Annotated in this window: 18 protein-coding genes and 1 pseudogene; 13 read left to right on the forward strand and 6 right to left on the reverse strand. The window is 65.6% G+C overall.

What is annotated here, in order from left to right; all coding sequences use genetic code 11:
* Window positions 1-132 (reverse strand): annotated as a pseudogene (locus GD429_RS14675) (IS256 family transposase); the annotation flags it as partial.
* Between the two features lie 175 nt (window positions 133-307).
* On the opposite strand from GD429_RS14675, the gene GD429_RS14680 reads away from it, so the two are divergent.
* Complete coding sequence (locus GD429_RS14680; RefSeq protein WP_152857556.1) at window positions 308-1,015, forward strand: YceH family protein; 708 nt, start codon at window positions 308-310, stop codon at window positions 1,013-1,015.
* Window positions 1,016-1,105: 90 nt separating this feature from the next.
* Here GD429_RS14680 and GD429_RS14685 read toward each other — a convergent pair whose 3' ends face one another.
* Genes GD429_RS14685 through GD429_RS14695 form a run of 3 tightly spaced genes read right to left on the reverse strand, consistent with a single transcriptional unit; the run spans window position 1,106 to window position 3,427 of the window.
* Entirely contained in the window at window positions 1,106-2,371 is a 1,266-nt protein-coding gene (locus tag GD429_RS14685; RefSeq protein ID WP_152857557.1) for a hypothetical protein, read from the reverse strand.
* A 47-nt stretch (window positions 2,372-2,418) separates the two neighbouring features.
* Entirely contained in the window at window positions 2,419-2,856 is a 438-nt protein-coding gene (locus GD429_RS14690) for a hypothetical protein (RefSeq protein ID WP_227791651.1), read from the reverse strand.
* A 16-nt stretch (window positions 2,857-2,872) separates the two neighbouring features.
* On the reverse strand, window positions 2,873-3,427 hold the full coding sequence (locus tag GD429_RS14695) for a hypothetical protein (protein ID WP_152857558.1): 555 nt from the start codon (window positions 3,425-3,427) through the stop codon (window positions 2,873-2,875).
* A gap of 456 nt (window positions 3,428-3,883) precedes the next feature.
* Between GD429_RS14695 and GD429_RS14700 the strand changes: the two genes are divergently transcribed.
* The 7 genes from GD429_RS14700 to GD429_RS14730 all read left to right on the forward strand — a co-directional run bounded on the left by GD429_RS14700 (window position 3,884) and on the right by GD429_RS14730 (window position 14,778).
* The gene (locus tag GD429_RS14700; RefSeq protein WP_152857559.1) at window positions 3,884-5,200 is read left to right on the forward strand and encodes a lipase family protein; all 1,317 of its coding nucleotides are present in this window, start codon (window positions 3,884-3,886) and stop codon (window positions 5,198-5,200) included.
* Window positions 5,201-5,391: 191 nt separating this feature from the next.
* Complete coding sequence (locus GD429_RS14705; protein WP_152857560.1) at window positions 5,392-6,522, forward strand: 3-deoxy-7-phosphoheptulonate synthase; 1,131 nt, start codon at window positions 5,392-5,394, stop codon at window positions 6,520-6,522.
* A gap of 701 nt (window positions 6,523-7,223) precedes the next feature.
* Window positions 7,224-8,045, forward strand: coding sequence for a cable pilus chaperone CblB (gene cblB / locus GD429_RS14710; protein ID WP_152857561.1), 822 nt, complete (start codon window positions 7,224-7,226; stop codon window positions 8,043-8,045).
* A gap of 3 nt (window positions 8,046-8,048) precedes the next feature.
* The gene (cblA, locus tag GD429_RS14715; RefSeq protein ID WP_060315823.1) at window positions 8,049-8,549 is read left to right on the forward strand and encodes a cable pilus major pilin CblA; all 501 of its coding nucleotides are present in this window, start codon (window positions 8,049-8,051) and stop codon (window positions 8,547-8,549) included.
* A gap of 84 nt (window positions 8,550-8,633) precedes the next feature.
* Complete coding sequence (cblC, locus tag GD429_RS14720; RefSeq protein ID WP_152857562.1) at window positions 8,634-11,336, forward strand: cable pilus usher protein CblC; 2,703 nt, start codon at window positions 8,634-8,636, stop codon at window positions 11,334-11,336.
* Window positions 11,337-11,402: 66 nt separating this feature from the next.
* Window positions 11,403-12,569, forward strand: a complete 1,167-nt coding sequence (locus GD429_RS14725; protein ID WP_152857563.1) for a CfaE/CblD family pilus tip adhesin — start codon at window positions 11,403-11,405, stop codon at window positions 12,567-12,569.
* 55 nt (window positions 12,570-12,624) lie between these two features.
* Window positions 12,625-14,778, forward strand: coding sequence for an ATP-binding protein (locus GD429_RS14730; protein WP_152857564.1), 2,154 nt, complete (start codon window positions 12,625-12,627; stop codon window positions 14,776-14,778).
* Between the two features lie 53 nt (window positions 14,779-14,831).
* On the opposite strand, the gene GD429_RS14735 is transcribed toward GD429_RS14730, so the two are convergent.
* Window positions 14,832-17,366 (reverse strand): ATP-binding protein, encoded by a 2,535-nt coding sequence (locus GD429_RS14735; RefSeq protein ID WP_152857675.1) that lies wholly within the window; start codon window positions 17,364-17,366, stop codon window positions 14,832-14,834.
* 395 nt (window positions 17,367-17,761) lie between these two features.
* Here GD429_RS14735 and cblR point away from each other — a divergent pair, with 395 nt between their 5' ends.
* Window positions 17,762-18,475: a cable pilus system response regulator transcription factor CblR gene (gene cblR / locus GD429_RS14740; protein WP_152857565.1), complete on the forward strand. Its 714-nt coding sequence runs from the start codon at window positions 17,762-17,764 to the stop codon at window positions 18,473-18,475.
* A 289-nt stretch (window positions 18,476-18,764) separates the two neighbouring features.
* A complete protein-coding gene (locus GD429_RS14745; RefSeq protein WP_152857566.1) occupies window positions 18,765-19,193 on the forward strand; it encodes a PRC-barrel domain-containing protein in 429 nt (142 codons plus the stop codon).
* Between the two features lie 208 nt (window positions 19,194-19,401).
* Here GD429_RS14745 and dapF read toward each other — a convergent pair whose 3' ends face one another.
* Window positions 19,402-20,232 carry a diaminopimelate epimerase gene (dapF, locus tag GD429_RS14750; RefSeq protein ID WP_152857567.1) on the reverse strand — a complete coding sequence of 277 codons (831 nt, stop codon included), beginning with the start codon at window positions 20,230-20,232 and terminating at the stop codon, window positions 19,402-19,404.
* A 280-nt stretch (window positions 20,233-20,512) separates the two neighbouring features.
* Here dapF and GD429_RS14755 point away from each other — a divergent pair, with 280 nt between their 5' ends.
* From GD429_RS14755 to trhA, 3 genes are all read left to right on the forward strand, one after another.
* Window positions 20,513-22,591, forward strand: coding sequence for a carbon starvation CstA family protein (locus GD429_RS14755; protein WP_152857568.1), 2,079 nt, complete (start codon window positions 20,513-20,515; stop codon window positions 22,589-22,591).
* Between the two features lie 12 nt (window positions 22,592-22,603).
* Complete coding sequence (locus GD429_RS14760; RefSeq protein WP_006480280.1) at window positions 22,604-22,810, forward strand: YbdD/YjiX family protein; 207 nt, start codon at window positions 22,604-22,606, stop codon at window positions 22,808-22,810.
* A 200-nt stretch (window positions 22,811-23,010) separates the two neighbouring features.
* Window positions 23,011-23,631, forward strand: a complete 621-nt coding sequence (gene trhA / locus GD429_RS14765; RefSeq protein WP_047902192.1) for a PAQR family membrane homeostasis protein TrhA — start codon at window positions 23,011-23,013, stop codon at window positions 23,629-23,631.
* The last annotated feature ends 9 nt before the right edge of the window (window positions 23,632-23,640 follow it).

Genomic DNA, 23,640 nt, shown 5'->3' on the forward strand with positions numbered 1-23,640 from the left:
CAGCATCAGATCCTGAACCTCGGTCGGCGTCATCGGCCCCTTGACCAACTGGTCCAGCAGTTCCTTGGGCAACTCAGGCAGCGGCCCGCGGGCCGCTGCCTGACGCGCTACGGTTTGCCTCTTCTTCTTCATCGGCATATCCATGACTTTTATACCTCATGATATGCCCCGCCCACGAAATGACGGATAGGTCCGCGCGGCGAGCAGCGCCGGGCCAAGCGCCGCGAGCTATCATATGGCTCGCCCGTTCGCGATGCCGGACGGGCCGCGACCGTTCCCCTCACCTGCTGCACGCTGCGAAGCCAACATGAACTCCACGCCGGATACGCCCACGCCACGCGCCCTTCGCGAACTCACGCCTCTCGAGGCCCGCATTCTCGGTGTGCTCGTCGAGAAACAGCACACGGTGCCGGACACCTACCCGCTGTCGCTGAATGCGCTGACCGCGGGCTGCAACCAGAAAACCGCGCGCTCGCCGGTGATGAACGTCAGCGAGGACGAAGTCACGACCGCGCTCGACGGGTTGAAGCACCTGAGCCTGGTGATGGAAGGCAGCAGCAGCCGCGTGCCGCGTTTCGAGCACAACATGAACCGCGTGCTCGGCATCCCGAGCCAGGCGATCGCGCTGCTGACGATCCTGCTGCTGCGCGGCCCGCAGACGGCCGCCGAGCTGCGCCTGAACAGCGCACGCCTGCACGGCTTCGCGGATATCTCGTCGGTCGAGGCGTTTCTCGACGAACTCGCGGCGCGCGCGCAGGCGCTCGTCGTCCGGCTGCCGCGTGCGCCGGGCGCGCGCGAGAACCGCTGGATGCACCTGATGTGCGGCGAGGTGAACGTGGCCGATTTCGCGAGCGCGGATGCCGGCGGCGCGGATTCCGTGCCGCCTTCCGAATTCGAGGCGCTGAAGGCCGAACAGAAGCGCCTCGCGGATGAAGTGGCGCGACTGAGTGAGCTGGTTCAGCGGATGGCCAGCGAACTGGGGATCGACGTCGACGCGCAGGGCAACGCGTCTTGACGCAATGACTGCGGTGCTCGCGCGTCGACCGCCCTCGTCGCTGTGCGGCCGGGCCGATGCGCGATGTGGATACCGCTACGTGCCGCCGCGTTACTTCAGCTTGACGCCCGGTACGAGATAACGCGCACCTTCGGGCTTCAGGATCGGTGCGAGCGCCGCAAACGGCGCGTCGAGCTGTGGCCCGAGACAGGCACCCGCCGCGTGGCCGATACCGGACACGGCGAACGACAGCTTGCCGGGCGCATCGAGTTCGAACGCAAGATACTGGGGGAACACGTCGGCGCACGACAGCGAATTGCCGTAGCCGTCCGTCGGCCGTTCACCCGGCTCGGCCTTGTCACGTCGCTGCGCGATGAAGCGCATCAATGCGGCGCTCGTTTCCGTGTCGCCGTCCTTGCCTGGCGTAGCCGCGTCGATCACGCGATTCCAGTCGAGATACGCGCCGCGCAGCAGGTCGAATGTGCCAGGGTTGTAGTGATTGTTCGGATGCGCGCCGCCGCAGAACGTGCTGCCCGATTCCACGATGCCCAATGCCGCGCGCGATAGCCACGTGACCGTCACGTGCTCGTCGTCGTAGCCGCCAAGCGTCCCGGCTGCCGGCCCGTCGTCGGTATAGCGGGTTGACGCGCATTCGAGCGCGGCGAGATTCATCTGCCACTGCCGCTGTTCCAGCAGATGGTTGACCCGCGCCATCACGGCCGGATCGGGATGGCGGCTCAGTCGCGGATACAGGAACTGCGTGCGCGGATCGCGCCACATCCGGTAGGCGATCGTGCCGTCGCCGATCTCGGGGCCGGCCGGCTGCGCGTGCCCGGCGAGCTTCAGCGTCGCGTAGGGTGCGCGCTTCATGTCGATGTCCACGCCGCGTGCGACGCCGCTGCCGACGCCGCCGGCGATGCGATCGGTGACGGCTTCGACGGAACCCGGCCCAATCGCGTCGGGATCGTATTCGGCAACACGCCGCAACGCGAATGCGCGCGTCTTGCCCGAGCGTGCATCGGTCCAGCGGCCCCGATAGCCGTCTCCGTTCTGCGCGCCGCGCCAGGTTGCCGCGACCTGATCGAAATCGGCTCGATCGCTGTAGCTAGACTGGCTGCGGGCGGCATCCGGCAAATCCGTTCGCGCGAGTGGTTCGACGAGCGCTGCGGGCTTGCCGCGCAGCGGAATGTCGATGCCGTACTGCGTGTAGAAATAACGGCCCGAGATCGTGCCGTCTGCCGCCGTCCGCCCGTCGAGTTCCATCACGACTTCGCCAGCCCCTTGCAGCGTGCCCTGATAGACGATGCGTGGCGCGGCGTACACGAAGCCCGCGTGCAGCGCGAGCAACAACAGCGCAATTGGACCCGGCAGTTTCATGGCGATCCTTTCGACGAGATCAGGTGTGGGCGAGAACGATGCCAGCGTTACCAGCGGCATCCCGTTTTCTCGGATGCGTCGGCGTCGAACGCCCACGTGAAATTGGTTTTCTTGCGGGTGCGCGCGTTGGTGTAGGTCATCGTATAGATTCGGGCGCCCTGCGACCTCATTTCGTATTCTCCGTTGATCTTGCCGTCGACCATTTCGATCCAGGTCGTCGTGAACTGGTGCGGACGGTCTTCGGCGGGCACTTCCTCCTCCTCGTGACCGATCACCAGCGGGAGGGCCGTTTTCGATTTCGCGTACCGGACCATGCCGCCCGTCCATTTGACCGCATCGTCGTAGTAGGTGCGCATCTCGAAGCGCACGGGTTTGTCGCCGTCCGATGTGAAACAGAACACTTCGGTGGAAACCTTGGCGAGCGCCGGCAACGAAATGCAGAGCAGTACCGCGGCGAGAGCTTTTTTCATGATGGTGGTGTGCAAGAGATGAAGCCGCATTTCAACCGACGCCGATCCGCGTAGCCCCCGCATCGACGAGCCGGAACAGCAGATCCTCGACGGCCGTCTCGGGCGCGGAACCGAGATCCGCATCGACGCGCCACCCCTGTTCCGTGCGAACCGGTTCCGACAGGTAGTGAACGATGCCATGCAGCCCGTCTTCGGCCGGCGTGTTCTCGTCGTCCACATCGAACCACGCGAAGAACCACGTCTTGAACGCGTCGACCGCCGCGCTTTCGTCGAGGCCATCGGCCTCGATCGCGGCCCAGTCCCACACGAACGGGCGGATCGACACGGCCGCCGTTTCGAGGTCGAACGCGAACGGCTCGAAATCGAGTTGCGAGGTCGAATCGACCATCGACGGCTGGCCGGCCGCGTCGCCTTCGGTCGGGATCGTGTCGGCCCGGCACGGCAGCGCGAGCGGCCCTTCGGTGGCCAGTGTGCCGTCGGCCTGCCGGTAGGCCGGTTCGACGATCACCGCCGGTTGCGCTGCCGCTTTCGCGAGCAGGTCGATATAGGGTTGGCGGATGGCGCGGAGCAGTTCGGATACGGTCATCGTGGCAACTCGGGTGGGTCAGGTAACGATCGGGTCGCCGGCGGGCGGTCACCAGGCCAGCGCCCGTGAGCGCTCGCACCGAACGACTCGGTTGGACGCAATCGTACGGCACTCCGGCCGCGCGCCGGCAGTCGGCCGAACGGTCAGGGCACGCGCTACGATACGCGACTGCCGCGAAATACGTGACGCAAGACACCGGCCTGTCGGTACGACTCGTCGTGTCCGGATTTAGACGTTTACCTTCAAACAACGGAAAACGCACATCGAACGCGTTCTCGTTGTGCTTCAATTCATCCGGTTTGTACTCCTACTAAAATTGCAGATTCCGAACAAGCCGGATCATTCACAGGAGACAGTCGATGGCACGGAAACGCTTTTGAAGCGGCAATCGCAGATGGTCTGCAACACCGCCGAACTTCCTTCGATGAAAGCAGGTTATCCCAGGGGCTCCCACCCATGTCCTCCAGACGTTTGATGATTGCCGCGGCCGTTGTGTCCGCCGCACTGGCCATCGCCGCACCGCCGGCCAGCGCCGGCGCGCCGACCGTGTCCGATCCGTTCTATACGTATGCCGGCGTCACGCCATTGGCATCGATTCCACCGGGCACGGTGCTGAAGACGCGCAACGTCACCTATCACGTGGCCGGCATTCCGACCGCGCTGACCGCGCAGCAGTTGCTGTATCGCACCAACAACGCGCGGAACCAGCCGGTCGTCAACGTGACGTCCGTGATCCGGAGCGCGGTCAGCAACGGCCAGGCCATCTCGTACCAGTCGGCCTACGATTCGCTGAACCCGTACGACGAGCCGTCGCAGGTGATCGCCGGCGATCGCGACGTCACGAAGGTCATCAACGTGGGCACGGTGCTCTACAGCGCGGAATCGATTCCGCTGTCGACACTGCTGCTGCTCGGCTACAACATCATCGTGCCCGATACGGAAGGCCAGACGGCGGACTTCGCTGCGGGCCCCGAATACGGGATGACGACGCTCGATTCGATCCGCGCGGCGCTCAACACGCCGTCGACCGGCCTGAATCCGTCGAGCAAGGTCGCGATGATCGGCTATTCCGGCGGTGCGATCGCGACGAACTGGGCCGCGCAACTCGCGCCGAGCTATGCGCCCGACATCAACAGGCAGCTCGTCGGCGCGGCGGAAGGCGGCGTGCTGGTCGACCCCGCGCACAACCTGCGCTATGTGGACGGCAGCATCGTCTGGGGCGGCGTCGCCGCGGCCGCGCTCGCCGGGCTCTCGCGCGGCTACGGCTTCGACCTGACGCCCTATCTCAGCGACACCGGCGTTGCCGTGTTCAAGGACATTCAGAGCCAGTCGCTCGCGTACATCCTGCCGAAGTACACGGGCCTGCATTGGGGGACGCTGTTCAAGTCGCAATACGCGAACGACATCAACAGCATCCCGGCCTACGTGACGTATGCGAACAAGGTGAATGCGGGGCTGGCCGCGTCGCCGACGATCCCGATGTATATCGACCAGGGCACGGCGGGCGCGCTCGATGGCACGTTCGGCAGCCAGGTGGGCGACGGCGTGATGCTTGCGTACGACGTGCGCGCGCTTGCGAAGAAGTTCTGCGCCAGCGGCACGCCGGTTACTTACACCGAGTATCCGCTCGAACATGTGGGCGCGATCGCGCCTTGGGTGGCCGGCATGCTGCCGTGGCTCTACGACCGCTTCAACGGGAAAGCCGCGCCGAGCAACTGCTGGCTGACGGCGCTGCTGCCGAGCAATTCGCTGGCGCCCGAGACGCTGCACTAGACGCGCCGGGGCGACGCGGTGAAGGGCAGGGCGATCCGCTGCGGATCGCCCTTTTTGCATCCCGCGTCTGCCGTCTGTCGCACGACCCTGACCGCCGTCACATGCATCCCCCCGCCACACCCGGCTGCCGCTTCTCCCGGGTGCCATAATCGAGCCTGCACATCATTCCAGACGTCCCCCGGAGAATCATCATGCAGAACCTCGACAATCCTTCCCATGATCGCGAGGTAGGCAGCGCCGACGCGACGCAGGACACCACGCGCATCGACGACGTCCGCATCGGCGCCGTGCGCCCGCTGATTTCGCCGGCACTGCTGCTCGACGAGCTGCCGGTGCCGGCCGCCACGCAGACGCTCGTCGAGGATACGCGCCGCGCGATCGGCGATATCCTGCACGGCCGCGACGACCGGCTGCTGCTCGTCGTCGGCCCGTGCTCGATCCACGATCACGACCAGGCGCTCGATTACGCGCGCCGCCTGAAGGCCGCCGCCGACGCGCTGAAGGACGACCTGCTGATCACGATGCGCGTCTACTTCGAGAAGCCGCGCACGACGGTCGGCTGGAAGGGCTACATCAACGATCCGCGCCTCGACGGCAGCTTCCGCATCAACGAAGGGCTGCGCGCCGCGCGGCAGCTGCTGCTCGACGTCAACGCGCTCGGCCTGCCGGCCGCGACCGAATTCCTCGACCTGCTGAGCCCGCAGTACATCGCCGACCTGATCGCGTGGGGCGCGATCGGCGCGCGCACGACCGAGAGCCAGAGCCATCGCCAGCTCGCATCGGGGCTGAGCTGCCCGATCGGCTTCAAGAACGGCACCGACGGCGGCGTGCAGGTCGCGTCGGACGCGATCGTCGCCGCGGCCGCGAGCCATGCGTTCATGGGGATGACGAAGATGGGGATGGCCGCGATCTTCGAGACGCGCGGCAACGACGACGCGCACGTGATCCTGCGCGGCGGCAAGACCGGCCCGAACTACGACGCCGCGCATGTCGAGGAATGCTGCGCGGTGCTGCGCAAGGCCGGGCTGCGCGAGCAGGTGATGGTCGACTGCTCGCATGCGAACTCGAACAAGTCGCACGAGCGGCAGATCGACGTCGCGCAGGATCTCGCGCGGCAACTGTCGCAGGGCGAGCACCGGATCGTCGGCGTGATGGTCGAGAGCCATCTCGAGGCAGGGCGGCAGGACCTGAAGCCGGGCGTGCCGCTGAAGTACGGCGTATCGATCACGGATGCATGCCTGAGCTGGACGCAGACGGAGCCGGTGCTCGACGTGCTGGCGGAGGCCGTGCGACATCGGCGAGTGTATTCGCGCAATGCGTGAAATAACGGCGGCGGGTTGACGCCCGCCGTCGTCATAGGCGAGGTGATACATCAACGAAGATGGGTGCCGGGCAAATCGCTTTATTCCGCCAGATACGCGCTCGCCCGCGTTTTCGCCATCACGTCGCGCGACGAGCATCCTGCCCGCGCGTCTTCCCGCCTCGATTGTCCGATAGCCGCGCTCGGTGGCTCGGATATGGCTCGCTTCGGAAACTTCTCGCGAACGAGTTTGCCCTGCAGACCATCACGCTCCATCTCACTATGCGGATCGCGGGTAGTTAGGCCTTTATAGGCGAATTAGCCCTGTCGATTGGTGCAGAAGCATCAAATTTAGGACGAATCCTATATTCCGTGCCCCCCTGATTAGTCAGAATCCTAATCAAGCAATGCGTTGGGATAGCCGGGGTGCTTGACATGGCACCTCATACGCAAACGCGCTGGAGATTTCGCGGTCGCCGGAAAGATCGGGCTGCCGCTTCCATCCCAAGTCGACGAAGGGTTTCATGACTCGTGCCGCGTTCGTCGCCGACGACTCGGCGGCTCGGGTGTCACGCCGGCCCGTATCCGCGGTGGAAACGACTGGCTGAGCCATCTCAGGCATGTCGCAAGTCATTGGGAAGCCGCCTGGAATTTGCGTCGAGCGAGGCGTGATGGCTCGCTAATGCGTGAAATAGCGCGAAATTGATTCCGTGTAGATAAGGTATGCAAATTATTTTCAACGAGAGATACCACCCGTATCGGGTGTTGCTTGTCGCAATTGCCATGTCGCTTGCCTCATCGGTCGCCAGCGCAAACATGCTGGTCTATCCCATGGCGGCATCGATCGGGGGCGGCAAGGAGTCGGCCGCGGAGCTGCGCATCTATTCGAAGTCCGATGCGACGCAGTACGTGAAGGCGATCGCGAAGCGCGTGATCGATCCGGCGACGGATCACGAGCGCGAGGAGGCCAGCATGAATTCCGGTGACGACGCGATCGTGATCTCGCCGGCCAGGTTCGCGTTGCCGGCCGGCGGCACGCGGCTCCTGAGGGTGATTCCGCTGGGCGTGCCGAAGAAGGAGGTGCTGTATCGCGTCTACCTGCAGCCGGTGGCGGCGCCGTCCGACGACGATTCCGCGGCGAATGGCGATGTGTCCGGCAAGGTCGACTTCAGCCTCGTCTGGGCGCCGCTCATTCGTGTGCTGCCGAAAACGCCGGTGCCTGATTTCGACGTGTCGCATGGCGTGCTGGCCAATACCGGCAACGTGCGGATCGGTTTGCTCGAGGCCGGCGCGTGCCGGTCCGAGAAGGACGATGCTTCGTGCCAATGGACGAAATTCGACCGCAGTGTCTATCCGGGCCAGCACTTCAGGCTGGAGGGGCTGCATTCCGCACCTTATGTGCGAATCCGATATCGAGTGGGGGGAATGGCAGGTGTACAGCAGAAGGTTGTGCGCATGCATTCCGTCGACGCGATGAACGCGCCGAGCGCGAATAACGAGACCCTGACGGGTCATACCATTGTTTCAACCAACCAGAAGGACTAACCCATGCTGAAATACGTTCCGATCGCTGCCGCCGCCCTGATGTCGATGTCGGCTCACGCCGTGCAGAAGGACATCACCGTCACCGCCAACGTCGACACGACGCTCGAGATGCTGTCGGCGGACGGTTCGGCGCTGCCGACGACCATGCAGATGCAGTATCTGCCGGGCTCGGGTCTCCAGGCGGCTGAAGTGAACACGAAGATCTTCACGAACGACAAGGCGAAGGATCTGCAGATCCGCCTCGCGGCCGAGCCGGCGCTGAAGAACCAGACGAGCCCGGGCGCCAAGGAGATTCCGCTGGCGGTCAAGCTGGGCACCACCGCGCTGAGCACCACGGCGACGACGCTGAAGGCGTCGGAGATCTTTACCGGCGAACTGGCGCAGGGCTCGAACGTGCTGCCGCTGTCGATCGAACAGAAGACGGCCGGAGCCATCACGGCTGCCGGCAGCTATCAAGGCCTCGTCAGCGTGATCGTCACGCAGAGCGCGGCATCGGGTAGCTAAGCTCCTGCGCGGTATCGACGGGCGCGCCTGAACGGCGCGCCCTGTTTTTTGTAGCACTCCTTTGAAAATCCTCCTTGTTCCCGCATGATTCCATTCGACCTCAAGAAGACCGTTGTCGCATGCCTGGGCGCTATCTGTGTGATGGACATCGTGTCCGTCGCACACGCCGCTTCGGCTGTGCCGCCGGGGTTCGAGGACATCGTGACGGGGCAGGACGAGCGCATCAACGTCAACTTTCTGGGCAAGCCGCTCGGCTTGTTCCGCGTGTTCGTGACGCCGGACGCGGTGCGTTTCGAGGATTCCGCACGCCTGTTGCAGGCGCTCGGCTCGCAGCTGAACCCGGCGACGGACGTGTCGACGATCGGCGACGCGCTGTCGAAGTCGATGGCGCGCAACGGCAACCTCGCCTGCGCGGGGCCGGCGGGCGTGAACGGCTGCGGGTATGTCGACACCGACAGCGCGGCCGTGATCTACGACGAAAGCGAAGGCAACATCGAGCTGTTCCTGTCGCGCGACTGGGTGAGCGTCGAAGAGCGCGACCAGCGGTTTCGCGAGCCGTCTCCGATGACGGAAAACGCGCTGATCCATCAGCAGACGATCAACCTGTCGGGCGGGCGCGGCTACGAGAGTCTGTCCGTGTCGGGCACGGGGGCGCTCGGCATCACGCCGAAGAGTTTCATCGGCGGGAACTGGAACTTCACCCATACGGGCTATTCGAGAGGATCGGACAGCCACGTCCAGCTTCAGGATCTCTACTACCGCCACGATCTCGGCACCGAGCATTACGCGCAGGCCGGCCGGATGGACAACCGCAACCTCGCGAGTGCGCTCGGCGGCAACTTCGGGTTCACGATGCTGCCGGTCGGCACGCTCGACGGCATGCGTGTCGGCACGACGCTGGCCTACGTGAACCCGGAAGTTGCGCAGCAGGGCACGCCGGTCACACTGCTGTTGCCGCGTGATTCGCGTATCGACGCGTACCGCGGGCAGGAGCTGCTGGGCACGTCTTACATGAAGGCCGGCGTCAATGCGCTCGATACGTCTCGCTTTCCGGAAGGCACGTATCCGCTGACGCTGCGCGTGTTCGAGAACGGCGTGCAGGTGCGCACGCAGACAACGCCGTTCACGAAGACGGGCGGCGGTGTCGATTCGCGCACACGACAATGGTTCGCGCAGGCCGGCCGCCCGTCTGACCGGGACGCGCCGGACGGCATGGCAGCGGCAGCCGGCGTGCGGATTCCGCTGTCGCGCGAAATTGCGCTGACAAGCGGCGTCGCGAGCGTCGGCCGGCACGTGTACAACGAGACGGCGCTGGAGTGGCGCCATGCATTTCCGCTGGGCGTGCTCTCCGCCGGCGGTTCGTTCTTCTTCGGGAACGACGGTTCGCGCGGCAACACCCAGCAGATTTCGTTCGCCGACGGCGTGTCGTGGAGTGTGTACCGCTACCAGATGCGCGGCGCGGCGTGCAACGGCCCGGCCGTGTCGTATCGCGACATCGGTTGCTACGACATGCTGAACGCGACCGTGTCGTTTCCGATGGGCAACTGGTCGGCGATGCTTGGCTACACGTACAACAAGAGCGTCGGGCGGTCGCAGGACTGGCAGCCGGACACGCCGGATCGTCCGTGGGCGACACCCGTCTTTCGCCAGGGCGACCAGGTGTCGCGTGCGCTTCAGGCATCGCTATCGCGATCCTTCACATGGCGCAAGGTCAGCGCGAACCTGCGCGTCGGCGCGTACGCGAATCGCAGCACAGGTGCCCGCAGCGAGTACGGCGGTTACGTCGGCGTGACGCTGTCGATGGCCGAACCCGCGAGGCAGCTCGGGCGCGCGTCCGCTTACACGTCGGCGGGCGTCGACGTTCGAACGGATCGCAACAGCACGACGACGAACTACACGCTCGACCGCAACTGGAACTGGCAGGGCGACACCTACCGGGAAGTCGCGATCGGCGTGTCGGGCTATGGCACCGAGAGCCTGACCGGTACTGTCCAGGGCCGCTGGAAGGGGCGCTACGGCGACGTCGCCGCGTCGGTCGCGAACAGCTACAGCCGCGACAGCGGCGGCAACAATCCATCGGTGACGGCGAGCTATTCGTCGTCGTTCGCGGTGGCGCGGCAGGGCGTGTTCCTCGGCGCATCCGCGTCGCAGTCGGATCCGCTCGCGGGGTTCGCCGTGCGGGTCGGCAAGCGCGACGATGCGAGCGGCATGGCGGCCGAGGTGCGCAGCGATTCGAGCGCGCGGATCAAGGTGGGGTTCGGGCAGCGCGCGCTGCTGCCGGTGTCTGCCTTCACGCCCGTGACGACCGAAGTGAACGACGCGGGCGCGCACGCGTCCGCGGGTGCGACGAGCGTGACCGAGGGGCTCGGCAAGCGCACGCTGTTCATGGTGCCGGGGCAGCTCGCGTTGCGCAAAGTCGAAGCGAAGGTGACGTACACCTATGTCGGCCAGGCATTCTCGAAGGGCGGCATGCCGCTGTCGGACAGTGTGATCCTCAATGGCGCGATGCCGCTGATCGACAACGAAGGCGGCTTTATTGCCGAGCTTGATCATAAGGAAAACGAGCTGTTCGTTGTGGATGGTCCGACGCTGATGCGTTGCCCGCTGCACGTGAAGCAGCAGCAGGACGTGCTGATGATGGTGGGCAAGGTGCGCTGCGAAGTGGCCGGACCCGATGCGCTGCCGGCGTCGCTGCGCAAGCAGGCTCGCGTGCGCAAGCTGCTGGAGCATCGCTACGTGATGTCGATGCGGGCGCAGGCATTGGACGTAATCAACGCGGCGCAATGACGCGCACGCACGGATGCCGCGCGGCGCGACCCGCGATTTCGAGTACACAAGGAAGCAGTCATTCAAATGATTCAGATCAGTCGAATTCGCTGTCGGGCAATCGTCCTGGCGGCCGCGTTGAGCGCGATCGCGTTCGATGCATCGGCGGCCTCCCAGCAGCCGGCCAACCGCAACGATACTGTGGAAGCCACGCTGGATCGTGGCGCGCCGACGGGGGACGTCGTGGTATTCAACTACGCGTCGGGCGGCTATGACACGGCGGATTTCAAGCGATGGGGGCGGAATTCGTGGACGTGCGAATCGGCCACCGCCACGGCGACAGGTGCGTGTCCGATCGAACCGGTCTGGATCGTGGCGGGCAGTTCGACCACGATCCGGCTTACGTTCAAGGAGGAAAAGACGGGCGCCACGGCCGTGCTGAATCTTCAAGGAGAAAGTGCATACAGTCGCCACCGCGATTGCAACGGCAACGCCATGTCGGAAGGCTTGTCGTCCGGGCGAACGCCAATCGAGATGGCGCAATCCGCTACCGTGGCAAATTGCACTGCCATAGGCTGGGATGGGCGAAATATTTTCGTCAAGATCCCCGTCGCGGAGCTGAAGAAGCTCCCGTCGGGCGGAACCTGGAAGGCGAACCTGAAGCTGAACCTGAGGCAATGGGACGTCGGCGGAATCAACCCGAAGATCGCCACTTTCGTGGCGTCAATCAAGCTGGACGTCACCGACAAGAACAACATCCAGGTTTATCTGCCGGAGTTCACGAGCGCGACGCCCACGGTCGACCTCAAGCTGCGCAAGCTGCCGAACGGCAGCCGAATGTCGGGCACGTCGAACGTCGATATGTGCCTGTACGACGGCTACAACTCGCAGAGCACGTGGTTCGACGTGTCGGCGAGCGACGGTTTGACGGTCGACCGTCGCGACAAGGGCCAGTATTCCGTGCTGCTCGCGTCGGACAAGAGCGGCGCGTACGAATCGCGTATCGACTACAACGTGAGCCTGACGTACGCAGGCAAGAACATCGTGCTGCCGAACAACGAGACGGTGCGGCTCCAGGGCGTGAACAACAGTGCCGGTCGCTCGGTATCGCTGCCGGGCATTTCGGTGCCGGTCGTCTGCACGCCGACGCCACTGACCCTCGAGACACCGGAATTCCAGTCGGCCTGGAAGCGTCCGGGCAAGTACACCAACAAGCTGACGATCACGTTTACGCCGTCGTCAGCCAGTCTCTAGCGCGTTCGGCGCCCGTGAAGCGGCGCCGAGCGCCTTTACCCCAAACGAATCGATCATGGAAGCAAGGTTCTCCGCGCATCGCCCGGTGTGGCGCATGCTTCGCCACGTATTGACGACGATGCTGCTGACCTTCTCGGTCGGCACGGGCGCCGCGACCGCCTGCTGGAAGCCGATCTTTACTGAAGAGGAGCTGCGCTGGATCGGCGACCACCCGGTCGTCCATATCGCGGTCGAGGCGAACTGGCACCCGATCGAGTACATGCGCAACGGCAGACACGCAGGTCTTGTCGCAGGCTATCTGAGCGCGATCTCGAAGATGACCGGACTCGCGTTCCAGACCGTGCCGGGCACCGAGTGGGGACACGCGTACAAGGCGCTCGCGTCAGGCAAGGTCGATTTGCTGCCGGGTGTCTGGCGCGAGCTGGTTCCGGACCGCATCGGCGCCGGTGCGCTGGTCAGCGCGCCCTACCTGGTCGGGCGGCTTACCGTCGTGACGCGCAACGATTCCGCGATGATCTTTGGTCTGCAACGGCTGAAGGGGCGGCGCATCGCGATCAAGGGGCACGGTGCGGTCGAGTACTTCGTCCGCCACAGTGGCGTGCCGCTCCATGTGCTCACGTTCGACACCGAGGAACTGGCGCTTGGCGCGGTCGCCAACGGCGAAGCCGATGCCGCGCTCGGCATCGACGTCACGATCCTGCCGATCGTGCGGCGGCAATTCACCGGGCAGCTTTACATGTCCGGCATGCTGGCCGACCGCCCGGTGTCGCTCGCGATGCTCTCGCGCGCCGACCTGCCGGTGCTCGCGTCGATCATCGACAAGTCGCTCGCGGCCATTCCGGTCAGCGAGACGGCCGAGATCACGCGAGACTCGATCGAGCTGGGCGACTACGGCAAGCCGACGATCCGCTCGATCGTGCATTATCGTGCGCCGGTGGTGCTGGCCATCGCGTTGACGTTGCTGACGTTCGCGGTGCTCGCCTACCTGATGTGGAAATCCCGTGCGGCGGCCATCCGCAGCAAGCGCGACAAGGCGATGTTCCTGGCTTTCGTCAGTCACGAAATCCGCACGCCGATGCAGACGGTCCTGTCGTCGCTCGAATTCCTGCAGCGCTCGCGGCTTCCCGTGCTGCAGGCCGGCCGCGTGGAGGCGGCCGCATCGGCATCCGAAACGCTGCTGACGCTGCTCGACGACATCCTCGAATATTCGCGCCTCGAATCGCGCAAGGTGACGCTGGCTCCGCAAACGACCGAGCTCGAGGCGTGGGCTCATCAAACCGTCGACATGGTGCGCTGGCGTGCGGAGCGAAAGGCGCTGGCGCTGAGGCTCGAGATTTCGGGGGCACCGTCGTTGCACGTCCTGATCGATCCGGTTCGCGTGCGCCAGATTGCGCTGAATCTGCTCGTCAATGCGATCAATTTCACGGCGGCCGGCGCCGTTACGCTGCGCGTCCGCTATCTGGCGGCCCGCCACGGGCGCAACGGCGTGTTGCACCTCGAAGTGCGCGACACCGGCATCGGTATCGCGCCCGAACGGTTCGGGCGGGTCTTCGACACCTACTGGCAGGCCGATCGTGCACCGCAACAGGGCATCGGCGGCAGCGGGCTCGGGCTCGCGATCTGCCGGGAACTCGTCGAGTTGATGCACGGCTCGATCGCGGTCGAAAGCACGCCGCACGTCGAAACGGTATTCACGGTGCAATTGCCGGCGACCGCAGTGGACGGCGTGCCGTCGACACCGGCCGTCGCGGCGCCGCCGACACTGGCCGACGCAGCGGCAGCGCCGGTGCATCGCGGCGCACCGCGCGTCCTGATCGTCGACGATCACGAAGCCGTGCGGGTCGCGCTGCAGGATCAATGCGACGCGCTCGGCTGTGTCGGCATCGTCGCCGGCGCGGGCGACGATGCGTTGCGGCATCTCGCGCAGGGCCGGATCGACATGGTGCTGCTCGATTGCAATCTGCCCGACATCGACGGTTATGCACTCGCGCGAATGATTCGTCAGGAGGAAACCGCGCGAAAGGCCACGCATGTTCCGATCATTGCGATTTCGGCGGAGTCCGGCGATGCGCACAAGGCGCGTTGCCTGGAAAGCGGCATGGACGGCGTGCTGGGCAAGCCGCTGCGGCTCGAAACGCTCCGGCAGGCGATCGCGACCTGGTGTCCGGCCGATGCGGATGGCGCACCGGTTGCGTCGACCGCGCCATAGGGCCACGACGCGTGCCGGCAGCCGGGGCCCGGGTTTCCGGCCACGCGGGCCATCTATGTTTCGGCGTTGCCCGAATCGTGCCCGCGGGCGTCCGATCCGGCCATGTCGGCGCGATGCAGGCGCAACAGTTCGTCGCCGAGCGCCCGGATGCCTGGCGGCATGGGGCCGGATGCGAACTGCAGCCGGCGCTCGAGTTCGGCTGCCAGTTCGCTCGTCGCCGCATGGCCGGCAACGGCAGCGGCACCCTTGATGCGGTGCGACGCATGACGTGCGCGATCGGCATCGTCATTCGACAGCGCATCGCCGAGCACCGCCAGATCCGCGTCGACGCTTTGCCGATAGATCGCCCGGAAATCGGCTTGTGCCGATCGCGTGTCCTGCGCCGGTGGCGCGATTTCGTCCGCCGTGCCGGCCGGACACCACAGGTCGATCATCTGGCGCAGCGCATCGAGCCGCAGCGGCTTGCCCAGCACGCCGTCCATGCCGCTGTCGAAGCACCGCTCGCGATGCGCGTCGCCGGTCGACGCCGAGATCGCGATGATGGGCGTGCGCGCCCGTTCTAGCAGGCGTTCGCTGTCGCGCATGCGTCGCACGACCGTATAGCCGTCGATGTCGGGCAGGTCACAATCGAGCAGCACCATGTCGAATGCCGTGCGCTCGAACTGCGCGAGGGCCTGCTCGCCGGTGCAGGCAACCGCCGAGCGGCACGCGAGCGCGTCGAGTTGATGTGCGATCGCATGTTGAACCGCTTCGTGATCGTCGACGACGAGAATCGTCGGGCCGCTCCCGGCCGGCTGCCGCGTGTCGGCTTCAACTGGCGCCAGTCCGTGCGCCGGCGGCGACGGGTCGGCCGACGTCTTCTGTGCCCCGGTCGTGTCGGACGCCTGAATGTGAGCGATGCGCCGTGCCGGCACGATCACCGTGAAGATGGTGCCCTTGTCGGGGCTGCTGCTGACGGTAATCACGCCTTTCATCAGGTCGACCAGTTCGCGACAGATCGACAGTCCCAATCCGCTGCCGCCGACGCGACGGTTACCCGAATGCTCGACACGCTGGTAGGGCTCGAAGATGCGGCGCTGGCGTTCGGGCGGAATGCCGATGCCGGTATCGCGGACCTCGATCACGAGCGAGCCGGCATGGTCCGGCTTGCCGTCGAGATAGTCGACGCGCAGCGCAACCGAACCGGCCGACGTGAACTTGATCGCATTGACGAGCAGATTCAGCACGATCTGCCGCGTGCGCACGGGGTCGATCAGCACGCACAGCCCGGGTGGGCACGCGAGTTCGAGCGCCAGGCTCAGCTTCTTCTCGTCGATTCGCCAGCGGACCATGTCGGCGCTGCGCCGCACCCAGGGCTCGACGTGCGTGGGCTCGGGCGCGAGCGTCACGTTGTGCGATTCGAGGCGCGAGTATTCGAGGATGTCGTCGAGCAGCGTCAGCAGCGATTCCGATGCGGCCATCGCCGCGTCCGCGCGACCGGCCTGCTTCGGCGGCAGCTCCGAGCGTTGCAGCAATTCCAGCGACGACAGGATCGTGTACATCGGCGTGCGGATCTCGTGGCTGATGAAGGCGAAGAACATTGCCTTGTCGCGCTCGCTGCGCACCGCCGCGACGCGCGAGCGCCAGGAAACGAATGCGATTGCGGCCAGCGCGAGCAGGCCGGCCCCGGCCGCGGTGACCTGCCAGCGCCGGTAGTAAAGGATCGAGTGCAGCGACGGCTTGCCATAGTCGGCCGATTCGATCCATTGACGTGCGATGTGCTCGGCGTCGCGCGCCGGGATCGCCGCGAGCGACTTGTCGAGAATCGAGGCGAGCACCGGCATGTCGGGGCGCGTGGCGATCGCGAGCGCATACGGGCTGTCCGGCAGGCCGCCCGTTACGAACAGCTTGTCGCGGTATTGCCGCTGCAGCAGCGGCAGGATGGACATGTCGGGACCGATGGCGACGTCCGCGTCACCGTGGGAGACGGCCTCGAGCGCGTCGCGTTCGTCGTCGTAGGTCAGCAGGGTCACGGGGATGTCGCCATGGCGGATCGCGATTTCCAGTGCGCCCCCGCCCTTGATCGCGACACGCCGGCCGGCGAGATTGCGGGAGTCGACGAACAGGTTCTGGCGTTCGGACGCAATGACGAAAACGGTGCCGACGAAATAGGGGCGGCTGACGATGAGGTTGCTGCGGAGCGATGTGGCGCCGCCGCCCGCCGTCGCACCGGAGGCGGTGCCGGGGCCAGGCATTTGAAGTGCACCGGACGCGCTGCGCCAGGTCACGTCGGGAACGATGTCGATCCGGCCGGAGCGCAATGCGTCCATCGAGTCGCGCCAAGTGACGTCATCGACATACTCGAAGCGCAACCCGCTGATCCGCGAGATGGCGTCGAGAAACGACGGCACCACGCCGACGACCTTGCCGCTTTCGCGAAATTCGAACGGACGCCACCTCGAATCGACGCGGGTGCGCACCACCGGATGCGCGGCGATCCAGGCCTTTTCCTCCGCCGTAAACCGCGGCGCGTCGGCCGCGTCTCCGGGCGCCGGCAGCAACCCGATCATCATGCCGATCAGGACGGCGCAACCCTTCAAACTCACCATGCTCACGTCCTTTCCTCGCTTGCGTTATCGTTCGGGTTGCAACCGAACCGGCCGCGATACCGGAGTGGCCGCGGCGGCGCCGGCCCGCTCCGGCGTCGTGGTTCCCGTCCATCGCGGCGCGCGGCGGCCGGATCCGCATCGGTCGCCCCGACGAACCCGGGAACCGCCGAAAAACGGGCTCGCCATCATAGGTCGCGCGCCAGGGAAGCGCAACGCCGCCCTGCGGCGGGGGACCAGGCCGAAAAGCCTCGGCCCCGTTTAGCCGACAGGGTTAAAAATTAGCCGGAAAGCCGGTAAGCTAACTCCAATAACCGATGACATCGATGGCCGCTTGCGACGACAAGCAGTAACGCAAAGCCGGCTACGGTCGTACCGAAATAAAGAAAGGGTTAGCAATGAGGCCAAAGCACCAGCCGATCCGGGTCGTGATCCTGGACGACCACGCCGTCGTCCAGCACGGGATCGCCAGTTACCTGACGGAGAAAACCGGCATCGAAGTGGCGGCGAGTTTCGCGAAGTCGCGCGACCTGATTCGCTGGCTCGAAGCGAATCACGCGGATGTCGTGCTGCTCGACTATACGCTCGGCCCCGGCGAGATCGACGGCCTCAATCTCGTCAAGCTTGTCAATACGCGCTTCCCGAATTGCCGGATCCTGATGACATCGAGCAGCGATACGCCGGCGACCGTGAACATGACGATGCGCGCGGGTGCGCTCGGCTTTTTCGGCAAGAGCGAAGATCTCGGCGAGCTTGCGCATGCCATCCGTGTCGTGGCGAGCGGCCGTTCGTACATCAGCGCCGAACTGGCCGCCCGGATGGAATCGAGCGCGACGCCCGACCCGCGCATGGCCGACACGAAGGCGGCGGGCGACGGCACGCTGTCGCCCGAATCGGCATCTTCTGCCGATCTGCGCCTCAGCCCGCGCGAGCACGAGGTGCTGCGCTGCTTTCTCGCCGGCATGTCCGTATCCGACATCGCCTCGAAGTTCTCACGCAGCCCCAAGACGATCAGCGCGCAGAAGCAATCGGCGTTTCGCAAGCTCGGCATTCGTAGCGATGCCGAACTTTTCGCATCCCGCAAGCTGATCGAGGAAGGCCGGACGGCTTGATCGACATGTCGCGGCGCGCGGCGCCGATTATCCACACGTTCATTGATCTCCATCCGGCTCGCCCCACCTGCCACGTTGCACCCCGAACGCACGATCCGGCGAATGCCGCTACCATGAACGCCGTGTTGCATGCAGCGGTCCGGCCATGCCGGTCCGTCGTGCACATACGCAGTGGCGGCGCGGCCGGCCGTCACGCGACCGACGAAGCGCGGGGTGCTCATCGATCAGCCGTTGCGCCCGCGTCGCTTCGCTCCCGGAATCAACAACACCGAACCGGAGTGCGATACACATGAAGTTCTACAAAACCCTCATCGCAGCAACCATCCTCGCATCGAGCGTCAGCGCACACGCGCAGATCGCCGGCGCACAGCCGCTCAGCGTCACCGTCGAGCAATCGCAGGCGCTGCTCGAAGGCTGGAGCGTGAAGAAGAGCGTGCTCGGCAAGGCCGTATACAACGACGCGAACCAGAAAGTCGGCACGGTGCGCGACCTGATCGTCGCGCCGGACGGCTCGGTGTCGGCGGCGATCGTGTCGGCCGGCGGTTTCCTCGGCGTGGCCGCGCATGACGTCGCGGTGCCGATCGCGTCGCTCGACGTGCGCAACGGCAACATCTACCTGCCGGGCGCGACGAAGGATGCACTGAAGGCGACGCCGGCATTCCAGTACGCGAAGGTGCCGTCGCCGCCGAAGCCGAAGAAGATCGACGACAAGCACTGATCGATGCGGCCCGGCGCGCGCTGCGCCGGGCCCGGCCGACCGCGGGCCGTGAACGGCACCGCGCGTCGGCGCGATCGTCGGAAGCCAGGCGCCACATCATGGCGGCGAACGGATTGCTTCGACGATCGATGACGATGCGGCTGCGTTGCCGCCGCGCATCCGGCGCGAATCGATATCGCGATTCGCGCCGCACCGCGAACGCCGGCGATCAGCTTGCCGGCATCGTCTCGTCCACCCACACCCCGTCGAAACCGAACGCAACCGGCCCGCTCAGGAACACGCTGCCGGTGCCGTCCCATTGAACGGCGACGTCGCCGCCGTCGCATTCCACCCGCACGGTATGGTCGAGCAGCCCGCGCCGGATGCCGTTGACCACCGCGCCGCACGAACACGAGCCCGAACCGAGCGGCACGCCGCCGCCGCGCTCCCAGATGCGCAGGCGGATATGCGTGCGGCCGATCACCTGCACGAAATGCACGTTGGTCTTCAGCGGAAACAGCGGATGCGTTTCGATTGCCGGGCCGAGCGTGTCGATATCGACCGCATCGAGATCGTCGACGAAGAACGTGCCGTGCGGATTGCCCATGTTGCACGCAGCCGGTGCGCCGGGCAGAGGAAGGGCGAGCGTGTCGACGGCTTCGGCGGTGGGCACGTCCTGCCAGCCGACGCACGGCGCGCCCATCTCGACCGTGATCAGCCCGTGCGTATCGTGCGAACAGAGCAGGCGCCCGCGGTTGGTGCGCAGCACGACCGACGCCGCGCCGGTTTCCCGCATCAGCTTCCACGCGACGCCGCGCGTCGCGCTGCCGCAGGTATCGAGCGTCGAGCCGTCGGGGTTCCAGAACGCGACGCGGGCGGCCGCGTCGTCGCAGTCCGATAGCACCGCGAGCTGGTTGAAGCCGATGCCGCGATGCCGGTCGCCCATGCGCCGTACGAGGTCGCGGTCGATCGCGTGCGCATGATCCAGATCCTCGCCGAGCAGGTCGACGATGACGAAGTCATCGCCATTCGCGTTCATCTTCTGAAATCGGATCGGCATGGCGGTTCCGGAATCGAGGTACGCGAACACTGTACGTGGCTTGCCGACCGCGATCAATCGCGGCCGAACGATGCGCATGCAACAACCATGCGGTGCGAACTACGTAATTCTACGTATCTCCACATACGTAGTTATCCGCTTGTAAGCCGCCCCCGTCGCACGGAATACTACGGCCCATTGCCGCGGCCTTTGCAAGACCGCGGCACGACGCATCGACGTCACGCGTGTGCGGCCACTTAGCCGCATGCCATCAAAACCACATTGGAGACCAGGAGACGCCATGAATCGGGCTTCCAGTACCCTGCTCTGGATCGCGGTCGCGCTGCTCGGCGCGTTCTCGTTCGGAACGATCGCACTCGCGCACGGCGAGCGCGTCAGTGCCCTCTGGATCGTGATCGCCGCTGTCTGCGTGTATCTGATCGCGTATCGCTTCTACAGCCGTTTCATCGCCAGCAAGGTCATGCAGCTCGACGGGCTGCGGATGACGCCGGCGGTCAAGTACAACGACGGCCTCGACTACGTGCCGACCAACAAGTACGTGCTGTTCGGTCATCACTTCGCCGCGATCGCCGGCGCGGGGCCGCTCGTCGGGCCCGTGCTCGCCGCGCAGATGGGCTACACGCCCGGCATGCTGTGGATCCTGGCCGGCGTCGTGTTTGCCGGCGCGGTGCAGGACTTCATCGTGCTGTTCATCTCGACGCGCCGCGACGGCCGCTCGCTCGGCGATCTCGTCAAGATGGAGCTTGGCACGGTGCCCGGCGTGATCGCGCTGTTCGGCGCGTTCCTGATCATGGTGATCATCCTCGCGGTGCTTGCGCTGATCGTCGTGAAGGCGCTGACCAATTCGCCGTGGGGCACGTTCACCGTCGCCGCGACGATTCCGATCGCGCTGTTCATGGGCGTCTATACGCGCTACATCCGTCCGGGCCGCATCGGCGAAGTGTCGATCATCGGTTTCATCGGACTGATGGCGGCGATCTCGTTCGGCCAGAACGTCAGCGCGTCGCCCGCGCTCGCCGCATGGTTCACGTTCAGCGGCACGCAGCTCACGTGGATCCTGATCGGCTACGGCTTCGTCGCATCGGTGCTGCCGGTGTGGCTGCTGCTCGCGCCGCGCGACTACCTGTCGACGTTCCTGAAGATCGGCACGATCCTCGGCCTCGCGATCGGCATCCTGGTCGTCGCGCCGGAACTGAAGATGCCCGCGCTGACGAAGTTCGTCGACGGCACGGGCCCGGTGTGGTCGGGCAACCTGTTCCCGTTCCTGTTCATCACGATCGCATGCGGCGCGGTGTCGGGCTTCCACGCGCTGATCTCGTCGGGCACGACGCCGAAGCTGATCGACAACGAAACCAACGCGCGCTTCATCGGTTACGGCGCGATGCTGATGGAATCGTTCGTCGCGATCATGGCGCTGGTCGCCGCGTGCGTGATCGAGCCGGGCATCTACTTCGCGATGAACGCGCCGGCCGCCGTGCTCGGCTCGACGCCGGAAGCCGTCGCGAACACCGTCACGCAGTGGGGCTTCGTGCTGACGCCCGACATGCTCACGCAGACCGCGAAGGCCGTCGGCGAAACGACGATCATCGCGCGCGCGGGTGGCGCACCGACGCTGGCCGTCGGCATGGCGCACATCCTGCACCAGGTGATCGGCGGCGAAGCGATGATGGCGTTCTGGTATCACTTCGCGATCCTGTTCGAGGCGCTGTTCATCCTGACGGCCGTCGACGCCGGCACGCGCGCGGGCCGCTTCATGCTGCAGGATCTGCTCGGCACGTTCCACCCGGCGCTCAAGCGCACCGAGTCGCTGCCCGCGAACCTGGTCGCCACCGGGCTGTGCGTGGCCGCGTGGGGCTACTTCCTGTACCAGGGCGTGGTCGATCCGCTCGGCGGCATCAACACGCTGTGGCCGCTGTTCGGCATCTCGAACCAGATGCTCGCCGCGATCGCGCTGGTGCTCGGCACCGTCGTGCTATTCAAGATGAAGCGCGAGCGCTATGCATGGGTGACGATCGTGCCGACGGCATGGCTGCTGATCTGCACGCTGACGGCCGGCTGGCAGAAGATTTTCGATGCGAACCCGAAGGTCAGCTTCCTCGCGCACGCGGCGAAGCTGCAGGCCGCGGTGGACGAAGGCAAGGTGCTCGCGCCGGCCAAGTCGATCGCGCAGATGAAGCGGATCATCTTCAACGACTACATCGATGCGGCGCTGGCCGGGCTGTTCATCTTCGTCGTCATCAGCATCGCGGTGTACGGAGTGATCGCCGTGCTGCGCGCGCGCAGCGAGTCGAAGCCGACCGTGCGCGAGACGCCGTACGAAGCGATGCCGGCCGCGCAGGCGCTCGGCAGCGGACGTTAAGGGGAGGCCGCGATGTTCAGCGATCTTGGCAGCGACCTGCGCAGTGCGGGGCGTTACCTCGGGCAGGCGTTGCGGCTGATGGTCGGCCTGCCCGACTACGACACCTACGTCGCGCACATGCGCGAAACCCATCCGGACCGCGAGCCGATGACGTACGAGGAATTTTTCCGCGAGCGTCAGAATGCGCGGTACGGGTCGGGAGCAGGGAAGTGTTGCTGAGCCGGGCCGGTGAAACGGTTCGGTGATTTACAAGGAAGCGCCGCGATGGATTTCGCGGCGCTTTTTCTTTGGCGGGCCCGGCGGCGCGCCTGTCGCGGATATCGCCGCGTCGTTTGCCGGCGCGCAGCACGGCAACGTCCGGTGGCCGGTATCATAGAACTCACTTTTTCCCCCAGTGGACCCGCGCAGGAGAACACGTCGTGCATGTCGGTGAGCGTTTCAACAGCATTTCCCACCTCGTCGGCGCGGTGCTGTCGGTGGCCGGCCTCGTGGCGCTCGTGACGATGGGCGCGCTCGAAGGCGACCCGTACAAGGTGGTGAGCTTCAGCGTGTACGGCGCGATGCTGATCCTGCTCTACGCGATCTCGACGCTGTACCACAGCGTGCGCAACCCGCGCCTGAAAGCGATCCTGCAGAAATGCGACCATTCGGCGATCTACCTGCTGATCGCCGGCAGCTACACGCCATTCACGCTGGTCACGTTGCGCGGCCCGTGGGGCTGGTCGCTGTTCGGTGTGAGCTGGGGGCTCGCCGTGCTGGGCATCGTGCAGGAACTGACGCTCGGGCGGCGCACGCGCATGCTGTCGATGATCCTGTACGTGCTGATGGGCTGGCTCGCGCTCGTCGCGGTGCGTCCGCTGATCCATGCGCTGCCGCCGGTGGGCACCGCGTGGCTCGTGGCCGGCGGCGTGATCTACAGCGCGGGCATCTACTTCTTCATCAACGACGAACGTATTCGCCACGGGCACGGTATCTGGCACCTTTTCGTGCTGGCCGGCAGCCTGTGCCAGTTCGTCAGCGTCGCGATGTATGTGGCGTGAGCGGAATGC

Origin of the sequence: Burkholderia sp. BE17, from assembly GCF_009362305.1 — a bacterium.
GTDB lineage: Bacteria > Pseudomonadota > Gammaproteobacteria > Burkholderiales > Burkholderiaceae > Burkholderia > Burkholderia pyrrocinia_C.